Here is a 16,831-nt window from a genome sequence, read left to right on the forward strand (position 1 = left end):
ACCTCCTATTACTTATTTTCTTCTTGATTTTCGTCTTTGAAAATCTTAATGTCGTTTGAATCATCAGTTAAAGTGACAATTGCTTTACGGCTACGAGCTGTTTTACCAGTGTAACGGCCAACACGCTTGTCTTTACCACGAACATTCATGATATTAACTTTCTTAACTTTGACATCAAAGATTTCTTCAACAGCGTTACGAACTTGAGTCTTGGTTGCAGTTAAAAGCACGTTGAAAGTGTACTTCTTATCATCCATTAAGTTCGTTGACTTTTCAGTAATGATAGGTCTTAAAATGATATCATGTGCACTCATTTCTTCGAAGCCCCCTCAACATTCTCTTCAATCTTCTCAATAGCGTCTTTAGTCAAGATTAACTTGTCGTAATTTACTACATCTTCAACGTTTAAGCCGTTAATTGTAATAACCTTAACTTTTGGCAAGTTTCTTGCTGAAAGTTGTACATTCTTGTCTTCTGAAACAACAAGTACTTTACCTTCAATATTTAAGCTGTCTAATATTGACTTAAATTCTTTAGTCTTAGGAGCTGACAATGTCAACTGGTCTAAAACGATTAAATCTTGATCAATCAATTTTTGGGAAAGAACTGACTTGATAGCCAAACGACGTTGCTTTCTTGGCATTGAGTATGCGTAAGAACGTGGAGTTGGTCCAAAGACTACACCACCGCCGCGCCATTGAGGTGATCTGATTGAACCTTGACGAGCACGTCCTGTACCCTTTTGCTTCCAAGGCTTCTTACCACCACCACGAACAGCAGATCTATTTTTAACCTTTGAGGTACCTTGACGCTTGCCAGCTCTTTGTCTGATGATTGCATCGAAAACAACGCTCTCGTTTGGTTCAATACCAAATACTTCATCTTTTAAAGTAACTTCACCAGCATCTTTACCTTTTTGATCGATAACTTTTAAATTAGCCATTCTAGTCCTCCTTCCTATTTATTATTCTTAACAGCAGATTTAACAGTAATTAATGAGTTCTTAGCACCTGGAACATTACCTTTGATAAGTAATACGTTCTTGTCAGCTACAACCTTTTCAATTACTAGGTTTTCAATGGTAACTTTCTTCATACCCATGTGACCTGGCAAACGCTTGCCCTTTGGTACACGGTTAATGATGGAACCCATTGAACCAGGAACTCTGTGGTATCTTGATCCGTGAGTTTCAGGTCCACGTGATTGGCCCCAACGCTTAATGTTACCTTGGTATCCATGACCTCTTGTAGTACCAGTAACGTCTACGACGTCACCTTCCTTAAATGTGTCCACAGTAACTTCTGAGCCGACTTCGTAGTCCTTAAGCTCAACTCCGCGGATTTCACGTATGAAGCGCTTAGGCGAAGTCTTTGCTTTTGCAGCATGACCTTTTTCTGGTTTGTTGCTCAAAACTTCACGCTTGTCTTGGTATCCCAATTGAACTGCTTCGTAACCGTCTGATTCAACAGTCTTAACTTGCATAACAACGTTAGGAGTTGCTTCGACAACAGTTACAGGAACAAGGATGCCATCTTTGGTGAAGACTTGAGTCATACCGACTTTTCTTCCTAAGATTCCTTTGGTCATGATTACACCTCTTTCTCTTTAAAAATTATAATTTGATTTCGATGTCAACGCCGCTTGGTAGATCAAGCTTCATTAAAGAATCAACAGTTTTAGGTGTAGGGCTTAAAATATCGATTAAACGCTTGTGCGTACGCATTTCAAACTGCTCACGTGAGTCCTTGTTCTTGTGTGGTGAACGAAGAACAGTGAATAATACCCGTTCTGTTGGTAGAGGAACTGGACCTGAAATTTCAGCACCAGTTCTCTTAGCTGTTTCTACAATTTTAGCAGCCGATTCATCGAGAATACCATGTTCGTAAGACTTAAGTCTGATACGAATTGATTGACTTGCCATTGAATTACCTCCTCAACGTCTTCTTTTAAAAGATGACTAGCTTCCGCAAAAATTCCCGGCGCCACCTCTGTGGCAATGCAGCCTGGTGTGCCGCAACCTTTTGCATCAACGCTTTACAACAAATATGTGCAATAGAGCATACTATGCCCTAAGCGCACAAAAACTAGTATACTTACTTTAAGCCTAAATATCAAGGGTTTTAGGACTTTTTCTTTAATTTTTTCATGATTTTCTGAAAACAAGCAATAGCAAAATAAAAATTTACTCTACCAAATATATTTTGTAAATTTTTTTGCCTAGAATTTGAGCAATGCCGTTCTTAAATTTTTATGGTCGCTAATAGACTCATTTTTAAATAAAAAAAGAGCTATCGGATTTACCAATAGCTCGATTAAAATTGTTGTTAATTTTTATTATCAGTTATTAAAAACTAGTCAGCGTTGTTGCCGCCACGGCTCTTAATAATTTCTTCTTGAATTGACTTAGGAGTTGCTTCATAGTGGTCAAATACCATTGTGAAAGTACCACGTCCCTGTGTTGATGAACGCAAAGTAGTTGCGTAACCAAACATTTCAGCAAGTGGAACCATTGAGTTCAAGACCTTAGCACCTGAACGGTCAACCATGTTGTCCATTGTACCACGACGAGCGGTAATTGAACCCATTACATCACCCAAGTATTCTTCAGGTGTGATAACTTGTACCTTCATAATTGGTTCAAGAATAACAGCACCAGCCTTAGGAGCTGCATTTCTCAAAGCAAGTGAAGCAGCAACCTTGAAGGCAGCTTCTGAAGAGTCGACTTCGTGGTAACTACCATCATAAAGCTTAGCCTTAACATCGATCAATGGGTAGCCAGCAAGGATACCGTTCTTCATTGATTCTTGCAAACCAGCATCTACTGAAGGGATAAATTCACGAGGAACAACACCACCGACGATGGCATCTTCAAATTCGTAACCTTTACCTCTTTCGTTTGGTGTGAATTCAATCCAAACGTCACCGTATTGACCCTTACCACCTGATTGACGAACAAATTTACCTTGTGCCTTAGCAGGTTTAGTGAAGGTTTCACGGTAAGCAACTTGTGGTTCACCGATCTTAGCTTCAACGTGGAATTCACGTTTCATACGTTCAACCATGATTTGAAGGTGTAATTCACCCATTCCGGAAATCAAAGTTTGACCAGTTTCAGCATTAGTTTCAGCTCTGAAAGTTGGGTCTTCTTCAGTTAACTTCTGCAAAGCAACATCAAGTTTGTCACGGTCAGCCTTTGATTCTGGCTCGATTGAAACTTGAATAACTGGGTCTGGAACTTCCAAACTTTCCAAAATTAATGGATGATCTGGATCAGTTAATGAGTCACCAGTTGTAGTGTTCTTCAAACCAATCGCACCAGCGATATCACCTGAAAATACTTCTGAAATTTCGCTTCTTGAGTTAGCGTGCATTTGAAGCAAACGACCAACACGTTCACGACTGTTCTTAGAAGCATTCAATACGTATGAACCTGATTCAAGAGAACCAGTGTAAACACGGATATAAGTTAAACGACCAACGAATGGGTCAGTTGCGATCTTAAATGCTAGAGCTGAGAATGGCTTGTCGTCACCGGCAATCAATTCAACTTCTTCGCCAGACTTAGGATCATGAGCAACATAAGGCTTAACATCTAATGGTGATGGTAGGTAATCAACAACACCATCAAGCATCATTTGAACACCCTTGTTCTTGAAAGCTGAACCAGCAAATACTGGGAATGCCTTCAATTCCAAAGTTGCTTTACGGATAGCAGCTTTTAATTCATCAATGGAAATTTCATCACCGTTTAGGTATTTTTCCATGATGTCATCGTCAACGTCTGCAACTTGTTCAATTAAGTCGTTACGACGCTTTTCTGCTTCTTCCTTGTATTCGTCAGGAACTGGAATAGTGTCCCATTTTGAACCAAGTTTGTCTTCATCGTAAACATCGGCAACCATGTTGATCAAGTCGATAACACCTTCAAAGGTATCAGCAGAACCAATTGGCATTTGAACAGCTAAAGCATTGGCGTTTAAACGTTCATGTAAAGATTTAACAGACTTATCAAAATCTGCACCAATCTTGTCCATCTTGTTAACAAAAACAATTCGAGGAACACCGTAAGTTTCAGCTTGGCGCCAAACATTTTCAGTCTGTGGCTCTACACCTGCTTGAGCATCAAGAACAGTTACGGCACCATCAAGAACACGGAGTGAACGTTCAACTTCGATTGTGAAGTCAACGTGTCCTGGTGTATCAATGATGTTAATTCTGTAGTCATTCCATTGAGCTGTAGTAGCAGCTGACGTAATGGTAATACCACGTTCTTTTTCTTCGTCCATCCAGTCCATCTGTGAGTCACCCTCGTGGGTTTCACCGATTTTATGAATCTTACCAGTATAGTAAAGAATACGCTCAGTAGTGGTAGTCTTACCCGCATCAATGTGGGCCATGATACCAATATTACGTGTTTTTTCTAATGGAAATTCACGCTTATTAGCCATAAATTATTTCTCTCCTTAAAAAATTAGAAACGATAGTGAGCAAATGCACGGTTAGCTTCAGCCATACGATGTACATCTTCACGCTTCTTAACTGCTGAACCAGTGTTGTTAGAAGCATCAATGATTTCGTTAGCTAAACGCTCATCCATTGTGTGCTCATTACGTAAACGAGCATATGAAACAAGCCATCTTAAGCCCAAAGTAGTTCTTCTTTCTGGACGAACTTCAACTGGAATTTGGTAGTTTGAACCACCGATACGGCGAGCTCTAACTTCCAAAACTGGCATAATGTTGTTCATAGCTTCTTCAAAGACTTCAAGTGGTTCCTTACCAGTCTTTTCTTTCACGATGTCAAAAGCATCATAAAGGATTGAAGATGCCTTAGCTCTCTTACCATCAAGCATCAAGTGGTTGATCAACTTAGTAACAAGCTTTGAATTGTAAACTGGATCCGCTAAAATATCTCTTTTAGTTACGTGTCCTTTTCTAGGCATTATTTAACTCCTCCTTAATCTTTCTTGGCACCGTACTTAGAACGGCCTTGCTTTCTGCCGTCAACACCGGCAGTATCAAGTGCACCACGGATGATGTGGTAACGTACACCAGGAAGGTCCTTTACACGACCACCACGAATTAAAACAACGGAGTGTTCTTGTAAGTTGTGGCCTTCACCTGGAATATAAGCAGTAACTTCAATTAAGTTTGAAAGACGAACACGAGCATACTTACGTAAAGCTGAGTTTGGCTTCTTTGGAGTCATAGTACCAACACGAGTTGCAACTCCACGCATTTGTGGTGCTGGGTTTGATACTAATTCTTTCTTCATACTGTTGTAGCCGTAGCTTAAGGCTGGTGATTTTGATTTAGTCGTCTTTGAGTGACGGCCTTTTCTTACCAATTGGTTAATGGTTGGCATTAAATTGTTCCTCCTAAAATTTGATTATCTTGTTCACACATCCAGGAGTTTCTTTTTTAGTCCTGAATCTATCTTCAAAATGCACAATTGACATTGTACTCCCTTTTTACCAAAAAGCAAAATTATTTTGGCAAAAAAGTTTTTTTATTTTTAGCGTAACTAATTATGGGAGGTAAAAAATGGCTTGGATTTATCAACTTACTAACTTTTTAATTGGGACCTGCTTAGCATCCCACGCCTGTGTTGTTTGCGACCGCTTTGATACTGGTGACTTCATTTGGGGACGTTCTCGCTGTGATTTCTGTTTAACTAAACTTACTTTGATGGACGAGTTGCCAATTTTGTCCTATTGTTTTTTACACGGAAAATGTCGCTACTGCCAGCGCAGTATTCCAATTAAATTACCGTTAATCGAATTTTTGGGTGGTTTAGCATATCTTAAGATTGATTTTAGTCAGATGACCGGAATTGCCACTGCGATTGTCATTTTTTGTTTACTATTGGCCGCAATCAGCGATTATGACAGGCTAGAATTTCACCTAGCAATGATTTTTCCCGCGCTTTTATTAACACTACTTAGGTTCAAGCATCTCTTTAAGTTGCAATTAGACGACTTAATTGAACTAATTCCCATTTTGCTAGTCTTGTTTTTTTATACTATGCAAAAGAAGTTGGGTTCGGGTGATTTAATTATCTACTTAATTTTAGCCTTTTTCTTTACCCCTCACTTTGCTAACCTGGTTTTTCTTTTTGGCTCTTTTCTACTTCTCTTTCAATTCTTTCTAAAAAGAAAAACTTGGTCATTGCAAAAGCAAATTGCCTTTGTACCGTATATTTTTGTTGGACTAATCATTCAATTACTTCTGCAATAGCAAAAAAATAGCTTTCCTACTTTAATTAGTAGAAAAGCTATTTTTATTAATAAATTTTACTTATCCTTGTGGTTCCCCAGCTTGATCAGCTTCCTTCATCTTTTTCTCAATATCAGCTATTGAGTAAACAGACTTAGGCTTCTTCACATCAGCTTCAGGTTCCATATCACGGTAAATTGGAAGACCAGTACCGGCTGGAATAATCTTACCGATGATAACATTTTCTTTCAAACCAAGAAGTGGATCGTTCTTGCCTCTGATTGAAGCATCAGTCAGCACACGAGTAGTTTCCTGGAATGAAGCAGCTGACAAGAAACTATTAGTTTCAAGGGCAGCCTTGGTAATACCAAGAATTACACTTTGAGCAGTTGCAGGGATTCCACCTGAAATAATTACTGAAGTGTTGCGTTCCTTGAATTCGCCAATATCCATGATTTCACCTGGAAGCAAGTTAGTCTCACCAGGATCAAGAACACGAACTTTTTGCAACATTTGTCTAGTTAAGACCTCAACGTGCTTATCTGAAATGTCAACACCCTGCATCCGGTAAGCCTTTTGTACTTCAACCAAGATGTATTCTTCGGTTGTCAACGTATCAGTTACTTGAATTAATTCCTTAGGATCGATTGAACCAAGAGTCAGCTTGTTACCACGGCGAACTTCATCACCTTCACTGACTGCAACTGAAGCAGTATAAGGAACACTGTAGCTTCTAGTATCGATCTTACCCTTAACAGTAATTTCCCGTGTGTGCTCTGCTGGGTTTTCTTGGATTGAGTCAATAACACCATCAACTTCAGAAATAACAGCACGACCCTTAGGATTACGAGCTTCAAACAATTCTTGCACACGAGGAAGACCCTGAGTAATATCTTCAGCACCGGCAACCCCACCGTTGTGGAAAGTACGTAAAGTAAGCTGCGTACCAGGTTCACCAATGGATTGAGCGGCAACAGTACCAACTGCTTCACCAACTTCAACTTCTTCACCCGTAGCCAGGTTCATACCATAACATTTACGGCAAACACCATGAGGGGTATCACAAGTTAAAATTGACCGAATCTTCACGTCTGTAACACCGGCATCACAAATTTTATGTGACAGATTTTCATCAAGCATTACGTTTGGTCCAACAATCGCCTCACCGGTTTGTGGATCCTTAACAGTTTCAGCAGTGAACCGACCAAGTAAACGATCGTATAATGGCTCAATTAATTCGTCACCTTCCATGATTGAGTGAACATTGATACCACGATCAGTGCCACAGTCATCTTCACGGATAATAACATCTTGAGCAACATCAACCAAACGACGAGTTAAGTAACCTGACTGAGCAGTCTTCAAGGCCGTATCAGTCATTCCCTTACGTGCACCGTGAGTGGACATGAATAATTCTAGAACTGACAAACCTTCCTTGAAGTTTGAAGTAACTGGAATTTCGAACAAACCACCGTTAGGAGTGGCCATCAAACCACGCATTCCGGCAAGCTGAGTAAAGTTAGAAATATTACCACGAGCACCGGAGTCAGCCATGATTGTAATAGGATTACGTGGATCATAGATCTGTGCAATCTCATTTTGAACCTGGTCCTTACACTCATTCCAAATACTAATTACTCGATCGTGACGTTCTTGCTCAGTAATTAAACCACGTCTAAACTGCTTAGAAACGACGTCAACTTGCTTGTGGGCCTTAGCTACCTTTTCATCCTTGTCATCAATTTCTGGAACATCGGTCATTCCGATTGTAATACCAGAAGTAGTTGAACTTGTGTAACCAAGTGTCTTCAAGTCATCAAGGTATTCTGAAGTTCTTTGAACCTTGTAGTACTTGTAAATTGTGGCAATTGAGTCAGATAAGAATGATTTCTTAAATGGCGTAGCAATTAAATCACCAGCAACATTATCGATTTTTTCATGAATATCCTCACCTGGCTCTAAGAAGTACTTAGCAGCTAGTGGATTATTCAGGTTCTCTTCAGTTGGCTCGTTAACGTAGAAGTAATCTTCTGGGAAGATTTGGTTGAAAATCACACGACCATAGGTAGTAATGAAAATGCCGTGTTCATAACCTTTAGGCCATGCCTTCTTTGGCATTGAGTCCGCAGACATTCCAATAATTGAGTGATAGTGAATATCACCATTATTGTATGCAACAGTTGCTTCGTCAGGTGAATTAAAGATCATTCCTTCACCTTCACGACCCTTTTCAGCTTGAGTCAACCAGTAGTTACCTAAAACGATATCCTGAGAAGGAGTAACGATTGGCTTACCATCTTTTGGAGCAAGAATATGATGAGCTGCAAGCATTAACAAGCGTGATTCTGCAACAGCTTCATCTGACAAAGGTACGTGAATGGCCATCTGGTCACCATCGAAGTCAGCGTTGTAAGCTTCACAGGCAAGTGGGTGCAAACGAATTGATTTACCAGGAACTAAAACTGGTTCAAAGGCTTGGATACTCAAACGGTGTAATGTTGGCGCACGGTTTAGTAAAACCGTTCTTTCCTTAATTACATCTTCAAGTACATCCCAGACATCATCGTCTTCACGATCAATCTTACGCTTAGCGCTCTTAATGTTAGAAGCAATCTTGCGTTTAACCAATTCATGCATAACAAATGGCTTGAATAATTCTAGTGCCATTGGACGAGGAACACCACATTGATAGAACTTCAATTTTGGTGAAACATCGATAACCGAACGACCAGAGTAGTCAACACGCTTACCAAGCAAGTTTTGACGGAAACGTCCTTGCTTACCCTTAAGCATGTGTGAAAGTGACTTAAGTGGACGGTTACCAGGTCCAACAACTGAACGACCACGACGACCGTTATCAATTAAAGCGTCGACTGCTTCTTGCAACATCCGCTTTTCGTTTTGAACGATAATGTTTGGCGCATTCAGGTCAAGTAATCTCTTCAAACGGTTATTACGGTTAATAACCCGACGGTACAAGTCGTTTAAGTCTGAAGTGGCAAAACGGCCACCTTCAAGTTGTACCATTGGACGCAAGTCTGGTGGGATGACTGGAACAGCGTCAATCACCATCCATTCAGGCTTATTGCCAGAATCTTTAAACGCATCCAAGATATCTAATCTTCTGATTGCACGAGTCCGTTTTTGACCTGTAGCAGTTTCCAATTCTTTCTTTAAATCTTTAACTTCTTTTTCAAGGTCAACCTTGCGCAATAAGTCACGGATTGCTTCGGCACCCATTTTGGCTTCAAAGCGACTACCAAACTTAGCTTTTTGTTCACGGTATTCAGCTTCCGTCAGCAATTGTTTAAATTCAAGGTCTGTATCACCTGGATCAATCACGATATATGCTGCAAAGTAGATAACTTCTTCCAGCAATCTTGGTGACATATCAAGAATTAATCCCATCCGTGATGGAATACCCTTAAAGTACCAAATATGAGTAACTGGAGCGGCCAACTCAATGTGACCCATCCGTTCCCGTCTAACTTTAGAGGAAGTAACTTCGACCCCACAGCGATCACAAACGATTCCGCGGTATCTTACACCCTTGTATTTGCCACATGCACAGGCCCAATCCTTGGTTGGTCCAAAGATTCTTTCGTCAAACAGACCATCCTTTTCTGGCTTTAAAGTACGGTAGTTAATCGTTTCTGGCTTCTTAACTTCACCATACGACCAGCTCCGAATTTTGTTTGGCGAAGCAAGACCAATTTGCATGCTTTCAAATTTATTTACGTCGATCAAAAGTTTAACCCCCTACTTATTTAGAAATCTTATTATCGTCATCAGATTCATCCACAGGAGTATCAACCGGTGTTGATTCCTCAGTTTCTTCATCTTCAGATTTTGTGGTTTCTTCGGCTAACTTCTTCTTTTGTTGTTCTTCGGCCATCTTCGACAAAGTATCAATATTCAAATGTTCATTTGAATCATCATCCATGTCGCGCAATTCAATTTCCTTGTGGTCCATGTCAAGAACACGAATATCTAGTCCTAATGATTGCAATTCCTTGACTAAAACGCGGAATGACTCTGGCACACCTGGCTTAGGAATTCTATCGCCCTTAACAATTGCCTCATAAGCCTTAACACGTCCAACAACATCATCGGACTTGTAAGTCAAAATTTCTTGCAAAGTATAAGCAGCACCATAAGCTTCAAGTGCCCAAACTTCCATTTCACCGAAACGCTGACCACCAAATTGTGCTTTACCACCAAGAGGTTGTTGCGTAACTAATGAGTAAGGCCCAATTGAACGAGCGTGAATCTTATCATCAACCATGTGAGTCAGCTTCAAGTAGTGCATGATTCCGACAGATACACGGTTATGGAATGGTTCACCAGTCCGACCGTCATAAAGAACAGTTTTACCATCTTTATCGATACCAGCCTTGTGGACAGTATCCCAAACATCATCTTCGCTGGCTCCATCAAATACAGGAGTAGCAACGTGAATACCAAGACTATTAGCTGCTCGACCTAAGTGCAGTTCTAACAGCTGTCCAATGTTCATACGTGAAGGAACACCCATTGGGTTCAAACAAATATCAACTGGAGTACCATCTGGTAAGTATGGCATGTCTTCTTCAGGAACAACAGCAGCAACCGTACCCTTGTTACCGTGACGACCAGACATCTTGTCTCCGACTTGGATCTTTCTCTTTTGGGCAATGTAAACGCGAACTAAGGTGTTTACACCTGGTGAAAGTTCATCACCATTTTCACGCGTATAAACCTTGACATCGCGAACAATTCCGCCACCACCATGAGGTACACGAAGTGAAGTATCACGAACTTCACGTGCTTTTTCACCAAAAATGGCGTGTAGCAATCTTTCTTCTGCTGATAATTCAGTTACCCCTTTTGGAGTAACCTTACCAACTAAAATATCGCCATCATGAACTTCAGCACCAATGCGAACAATTCCTTGACCATCGAGATCCTTTAAAGCATCCTCACCAACATTTGGTAATTCGCGAGTAATTTCTTCAGGTCCAAGCTTAGTGTCACGTGCTTCAGATTCATAATCCTCAATACTAATTGAAGTATAGACATCATCTTTAACCAGACGTTCTGATAACATGATGGCATCTTCGTAGTTGTACATGTTCCAAGTCATGAAGGCAATAACTGGGTTTTGTCCCAAAGCAAGTTCTCCGTGATCCATTGTTGGACCATTGACAATTACTTCGCCTTCTTCAACTCGATCACCCAACTTAACGTTTGGTGTTTGGTTGTATGACTTAGAATTGTTTGAACGACGGTACTTTTCAAGAGTGTACTTGTCTAAAGTACTGTCATCACGTCTAATTCTAACTGTGTTAGCGTCAACATATTCAACTGTACCAGCAGCTTTAGCAACAATAGCTGCACCAGAATCGTGAGCGGCACGATATTCCATACCAGTACCAACAAGTGAACTGTGTGGATTAATTAAAGGCGCTGCCTGACGTTGCTGGTTGGCGCCCATCAATGCACGGTTAGAGTCATCGTTTTCCAAGAATGGAATACATGCAGATGCAACAGAAACAACTTGCTTAGGAATAACGTCCATGTAATCAATCTTATCTGGACTAACTTCGACGTTATCTTCCTTGTGTCTTGCCAAAATTAAGTCATCCTTGAATGAACCATCAGGATTTAACTTAGTGTTAGCACCGGCAATAATGTAGTTATCCTCAACATCAGCAGTTAAGTAGTCAATTTTATCGGTAACCTTGTGTGTCTTCCATGAAACGCGCCGGTAAGGTGTTTCGATAAAACCGTACTTGTTAATAATTGCGTATGTTGCAAGCGAGTTGATCAACCCAATGTTTGGTCCTTCTGGTGTTTCAATTGGGCACAAACGACCATATTGAGTATAGTGAACATCCCGGACTTCGTATCCAGCACGGTCACGAGTCAAACCACCAGGCCCTAAAGCAGACATACGACGCTTATGCGTTAATTCGCCAAGCGGGTTGTGCTGGTCCATAAACTGTGACAGTTGTGATGACCCGAAAAATTCTTTGATGCTGGCGACAATTGGCCGAATATTGATCAATTGCTGTGGTGTAACTGTTGAAGGATCCTGAATTGACATTCTTTCACGAACAACACGTTCCATTCTTGCTAAACCAATTCTAAATTGATTTTGCAATAATTCACCAACACGACGAATACGACGGTTACCCAAGTGGTCAATATCATCAGTATTACCAATTTCATCTTGTAATAAGAAGAAGTAGTTAATTGATGCCAAAACATCAGCTGGAGTTAAGTACTTAACATCCTTAGCAATATGACCATTAGAAATTAACTTAACAACACGTTCTGGGTTAACCTTTGAGTAAACCTTAATTTCTTGCACGTTAATTGGATCTGGCAAGACACCTTCTTTAGAAGGTTCATAAGTAACCATCTTGAAGTCATCACGGTCAAGGTACTTTTCCAAACCGTCCATTACTTCATGAGTAACAACAGTACCCTTTTTAGCAATGATTTCACCAGTATCTGGATCAGCTAGAGTTTCAGCTAAAGTTTGACCGAAAAGACGATTCTTTAATGATAACTTCTTATTAACCTTGTAACGACCAACAGGTGCTAAGTCGTAGCGGCGTGGATCAAAGAAACGAGCGTAAAGTAGCGAACGTGAAGAATCGGTTGTCTTTGGTTCACCTGGACGCAGACGTTCGTAAATATCCTTCAACGCCTCGGCAACGCGGGAATCAGCTGGATTCTTGTGCACATCTTTATCTAAAGTAAATTGTAATGTGTCACTATCACCGAAAATGTCAGTGATTTCACCATCAGAGCCGATTCCTAATGCTCTAATTAAAACAGTCAAAGGCAACTTACGGGTACGGTCAACACGAACATATGACACATTTTTAGCGTCAGTTTCGTATTCAAGCCATGCTCCACGGTTAGGAATAACTGTGGTCCCAAAGATTTGCCGACCATTCTTATCATAGTCACCTGAGTAGTAGACACTTGGTGATCTAACTAATTGCGAAACAATAACTCTTTCGGCACCATTGATAATAAATGAACCGGATTCGGTCATTAATGGTAAATCGCCGAAGAAAACATCCTGGGTCTTAATTTCACCGGTTTTTTGGTTAGTCAACTTTAAGGTTACATGCATTGGTGCAGCATAAGTTGCATCATGATCACGTGCCTCATCAACAGTATACTTTGGCTTTTGCAGTTTATAGCCTACGTATTCAAGCGAAAGCTTACCTGAAAAGTCACTAATTGGCATAATGTCGTCGAAGACTTCCTTAATACCTTCATCCAAAAACCATTTGTATGATTCAGTTTGGACATCAGTCAAGTTAGGTAGTTTCAATACTTCTTTAATACGAGAGAAACTACGTCTTGTACGATGTTGACCAAAATTCACTACGTGTCCATTTAACAAGGAGAAAACATCCTTTCTGTCAGAGAAAGCTAATATTACATTTTGGTTACAATTTCAAAAAGCGGGATTTTTAAGCATAAAAAAGACAAAAACAACTGTAGTCGTTTTTGTCCTTTATTATTCTGCTGGACAATATATCAGCAAAATCCTGAAAATCAGCCTTTTTAATCACGCATAAATATAGCAAATTTTAATAGACTTGTCAATCAATTTTACTTAGAGCCAACAAGACTTTTGTCATTTGCCTTAACAATGTCAAACTTTAATTTATTATGATTACAACCAATTTTGAGCAAGTCGCCTTCTTTAAGGTCGCCCTTGATTAGCATTGAAGCTATTTCGTCTTCAATATCCTTTTGAATAGCTCTGCGAAGTGGCCGTGCCCCCATCTCAGGATTGTAACCGTCTTTAGCAATCTTATCTAAAGCGGCACGGGAAATTTTTAATTGAACACCTTGTTTATTTAACCGGTTAATTAACTTGCGGGTCAACAAGGTAACAATTTGACGAAGCTGTTTTTGATCGAGTTCATCAAAAATAATTGTTTCATCAATTCGGTTCAAAAATTCTGGACGGAAGAACTGTTTTAGAGCCTGCCGTACACGATCTTTTCGCATTTCAATTTGACTTGAATTATCAGCCGTAAAGCCAACTTCCTTAGTTTCAAACAGAGACCGTGAGCCAAGGTTAGAGGTCATAATCACAATTGTGTTCTTAAAATCAACCTTGCGTCCCTTAGAATCAGTCAGGAAACCGTCATCAAGAACTTGCAATAGCAAATTGAAAACATCTGGGTGCGCTTTTTCAACTTCATCCAATAAAACAACGGAATAAGGATGACGTCTGACCTGTTCAGATAATTGGCCACCTTCATCATAGCCAACATAACCCGGGGCAGAACCAATCAACTTACTATTAGCAATTTGGTCCATGTATTCAGACATATCAATTCTGATCAAATTGTTCTCTGAGCCAAAAATAGAAGCAGCAATTGCCTTAGCTAGTTCCGTTTTACCAACTCCCGTTGGTCCTAAGAATAGGAAGGAACCAATTGGTCGATTTTCATCCTTAATGCCGCTGCGACTACGACGGACTGCACGACTAACAGCTGATACTGCTTTATCTTGGCCAATAATCCGCTTATGCAAATCGCTTTCCAGATTAGCTAAATGCTTAGTTTCATCACGGTTCATCTGCGTGACAGGTACTCCCGTCCAATTAGAAACTACTTTAGCAACATCTTCTGGCTGAACCGTCGATTTTTTACTAGTAGCTTGATCTAGACGATTAGAGAGCTGATCTTGGCGCAATTGTAAACTATTTTGCCGATCCTGCAATTGAGCCGCCTTAACGAAGTTTTGGTTAACGGCAGCTTCATTTTTCTGCTCAATGACCTTTTTAATTTGTTCATTAATCTGGATTAATTGATTGTTTGAACCCTTACCTGACTTAATTTTAACTGCGGCACTAGCCTCATCAATTAAGTCGATTGCCTTATCTGGTAAATAACGGTTGGAAATGTAACGACTTGATAAATCAATTGCATTTTCAATTGCGGAATCGGTAATCTTGACGTGGTGGAACTTTTCATACTTCGGCTTTAATCCTGACAAAATCGCCTTAGTTTCAGTTCTTGAAGGTTCATTCAACCGTACGATCTGGAAACGTCTAGCTAAAGCCTGATCTTTTTCAACGTATTTTTGATACTCATCAAAGGTTGTTGCACCAATCATTTGAATATCACCACGTGCCAATGATGGTTTTAAGATATTGGCTGCATCAATTGAGCCCTCTGCACCACCTGCACCAATTAATGTGTGCATTTCATCGACAAAAAGAATAATCGTACCATCTTCAGTGATTTCTTTAATGATTTTCTTCATTCGGTCTTCGAATTCGCCCCGGTATTTTGTACCGGCAACAAGACCACCCAAATCAAGAGAAACAACCTGCTTATCCATCAAGTCGTGTGGTACTTTTTTGTTCACAATTGCTGTAGCAATCGCTTCAGCCACAGCTGTCTTTCCCACACCAGGTTCGCCAATTAACACAGGATTATTTTTATTACGACGAGATAAAATTTCAATTACCCGAGCAACTTCACGGTCACGACCAATTACCGGGTCAATTTCCCCGTTTTCAGCTCGCTCATTCAGGTTAACTGAAACTTGATCCAGGGTAGGCGTACTACTGTTGGAATTAGATTGACTATTCAGTTCGGGGCCGTTAAAGTTGGACCAGCCATTACCGTTATCGGGCTGATCATTATCCTCAATACTATCGTAGTCTGCACCTAAGCTATGGAAAAGATCATTGCGCAAGCCACTCAAATCGATATTTAAATTACGCAGAATGGTCGACGCTAGAATTTGATCATTAAGAACTAGTCCAAGCAAAATATGGCAGGTCTTAATCTTCGAAGAGCCTTCTCGCTCAGCCAATGTACCGGCATAAGCCAATACCATACTTAAACGCGGTGACATTTCCATGTAAGTGGTTTTGCCAGCTGAACCATAACCAGTATAACGCTCAATTTCTTCACGGATAGCTGTTGGCGTTGCACCCCAAGCGCGCAAGTTCTTGCCTGCTTCGCCATCAGATTCAATTACCATCGCAAGCAGTACGTGTTCAGTACCAATCAAGCGATGATGAAAACTTTGTGCTTGTTCACGTGCAATTTCTAAGACTTGATTTGCACTTCTAGTATAAGATTTTTTCATCATAGCACCACCTTTAAAAATGACGTGTATACACTATAAACTTTTTTGCAAAAATGTAAAATAATTTGATCCAAGCTTGTTAATCGTTTTGTACTTAAAAACATTGCTCTCATTATAGCAGAGACTAACTTTTGATGCGAATTTACATTCTAATTGAATTTAAGATAAAAGAAAAGAATAAGTTCGCTATCGCTAACTTATTCTTCAGAAAATTATTTTTTAGGTGGATTAAAGTAATCTAGCAGAAATTGTGTCAGCAAGCAAAAGGAAACACCAGCCGCTAACATACAAATGTGACGTATGGCAGCATTGGGAAAAGTAACGCGCTGATCAATTAATAAGCTATAACCAAAAGCAAAAACCCCGTTCACAAGGCCTGCCCAGATATAATTTTCCATTGCTAATGCTCCTTTACTCGCTTTAAGAATCACCTTTTATTTTTATTCAGATTATAATTATTTCCGCTTCCGGTTACAAGCCAAATGCGCAAG

General features: G+C 40.1%; 12 protein-coding genes. 1 reads left to right on the plus strand and 11 read right to left on the minus strand.

Features of this window, described 5'->3' with window-relative positions:
* Positions 1 to 8: 8 nt before the first annotated feature.
* The 7 genes from rplW to rpsL all read right to left on the minus strand — a co-directional run bounded on the left by rplW (position 9) and on the right by rpsL (position 5,364).
* Positions 9 to 314, minus strand: a complete 306-nt coding sequence (gene rplW / locus J3U54_RS00685) for a 50S ribosomal protein L23 (protein ID WP_103752376.1) — start codon at positions 312 to 314, stop codon at positions 9 to 11.
* On the minus strand, positions 311 to 943 hold the full coding sequence (gene rplD, locus J3U54_RS00690; protein WP_103752375.1) for a 50S ribosomal protein L4: 633 nt from the start codon (positions 941 to 943) through the stop codon (positions 311 to 313). The genes rplW and rplD overlap by 4 nt, the downstream gene beginning before the upstream one ends.
* 14 nt (positions 944 to 957) lie before the next feature.
* Positions 958 to 1,587 (minus strand): 50S ribosomal protein L3, encoded by a 630-nt coding sequence (gene rplC / locus J3U54_RS00695; protein ID WP_103752374.1) that lies wholly within the window; start codon positions 1,585 to 1,587, stop codon positions 958 to 960.
* Between the two features lie 25 nt (positions 1,588 to 1,612).
* Positions 1,613 to 1,921, minus strand: coding sequence for a 30S ribosomal protein S10 (gene rpsJ, locus J3U54_RS00700; protein ID WP_046307586.1), 309 nt, complete (start codon positions 1,919 to 1,921; stop codon positions 1,613 to 1,615).
* 430 nt (positions 1,922 to 2,351) lie between these two features.
* Positions 2,352 to 4,448, minus strand: a complete 2,097-nt coding sequence (fusA, locus tag J3U54_RS00705) for an elongation factor G (protein ID WP_103752373.1) — start codon at positions 4,446 to 4,448, stop codon at positions 2,352 to 2,354.
* Between the two features lie 23 nt (positions 4,449 to 4,471).
* Complete coding sequence (gene rpsG / locus J3U54_RS00710) at positions 4,472 to 4,942, minus strand: 30S ribosomal protein S7 (RefSeq protein ID WP_103752372.1); 471 nt, start codon at positions 4,940 to 4,942, stop codon at positions 4,472 to 4,474.
* A 14-nt stretch (positions 4,943 to 4,956) separates the two neighbouring features.
* Positions 4,957 to 5,364 carry a 30S ribosomal protein S12 gene (gene rpsL / locus J3U54_RS00715; RefSeq protein WP_103752371.1) on the minus strand — a complete coding sequence of 136 codons (408 nt, stop codon included), beginning with the start codon at positions 5,362 to 5,364 and terminating at the stop codon, positions 4,957 to 4,959.
* A 179-nt stretch (positions 5,365 to 5,543) separates the two neighbouring features.
* Between rpsL and J3U54_RS00720 the strand changes: the two genes are divergently transcribed.
* On the plus strand, positions 5,544 to 6,236 hold the full coding sequence (locus J3U54_RS00720; RefSeq protein WP_267384470.1) for an A24 family peptidase: 693 nt from the start codon (positions 5,544 to 5,546) through the stop codon (positions 6,234 to 6,236).
* 60 nt (positions 6,237 to 6,296) lie between these two features.
* Here J3U54_RS00720 and rpoC read toward each other — a convergent pair whose 3' ends face one another.
* The 4 genes from rpoC to J3U54_RS00740 form a co-directional block, all read right to left on the minus strand.
* A complete protein-coding gene (rpoC, locus tag J3U54_RS00725; RefSeq protein WP_103752369.1) occupies positions 6,297 to 9,962 on the minus strand; it encodes a DNA-directed RNA polymerase subunit beta' in 3,666 nt (1,221 codons plus the stop codon).
* 16 nt (positions 9,963 to 9,978) lie between these two features.
* Entirely contained in the window at positions 9,979 to 13,620 is a 3,642-nt protein-coding gene (gene rpoB / locus J3U54_RS00730) for a DNA-directed RNA polymerase subunit beta (RefSeq protein ID WP_220232231.1), read from the minus strand.
* A 212-nt stretch (positions 13,621 to 13,832) separates the two neighbouring features.
* A complete protein-coding gene (locus J3U54_RS00735; RefSeq protein WP_220233089.1) occupies positions 13,833 to 16,340 on the minus strand; it encodes an ATP-dependent Clp protease ATP-binding subunit in 2,508 nt (835 codons plus the stop codon).
* A gap of 212 nt (positions 16,341 to 16,552) precedes the next feature.
* Positions 16,553 to 16,738 carry a hypothetical protein gene (locus tag J3U54_RS00740; protein ID WP_220234748.1) on the minus strand — a complete coding sequence of 62 codons (186 nt, stop codon included), beginning with the start codon at positions 16,736 to 16,738 and terminating at the stop codon, positions 16,553 to 16,555.
* Between the last annotated feature and the right edge of the window lie 93 nt (positions 16,739 to 16,831).

Source organism: Lactobacillus sp. B4007, from assembly GCF_026535895.1.
GTDB lineage: Bacteria > Bacillota > Bacilli > Lactobacillales > Lactobacillaceae > Lactobacillus > Lactobacillus panisapium.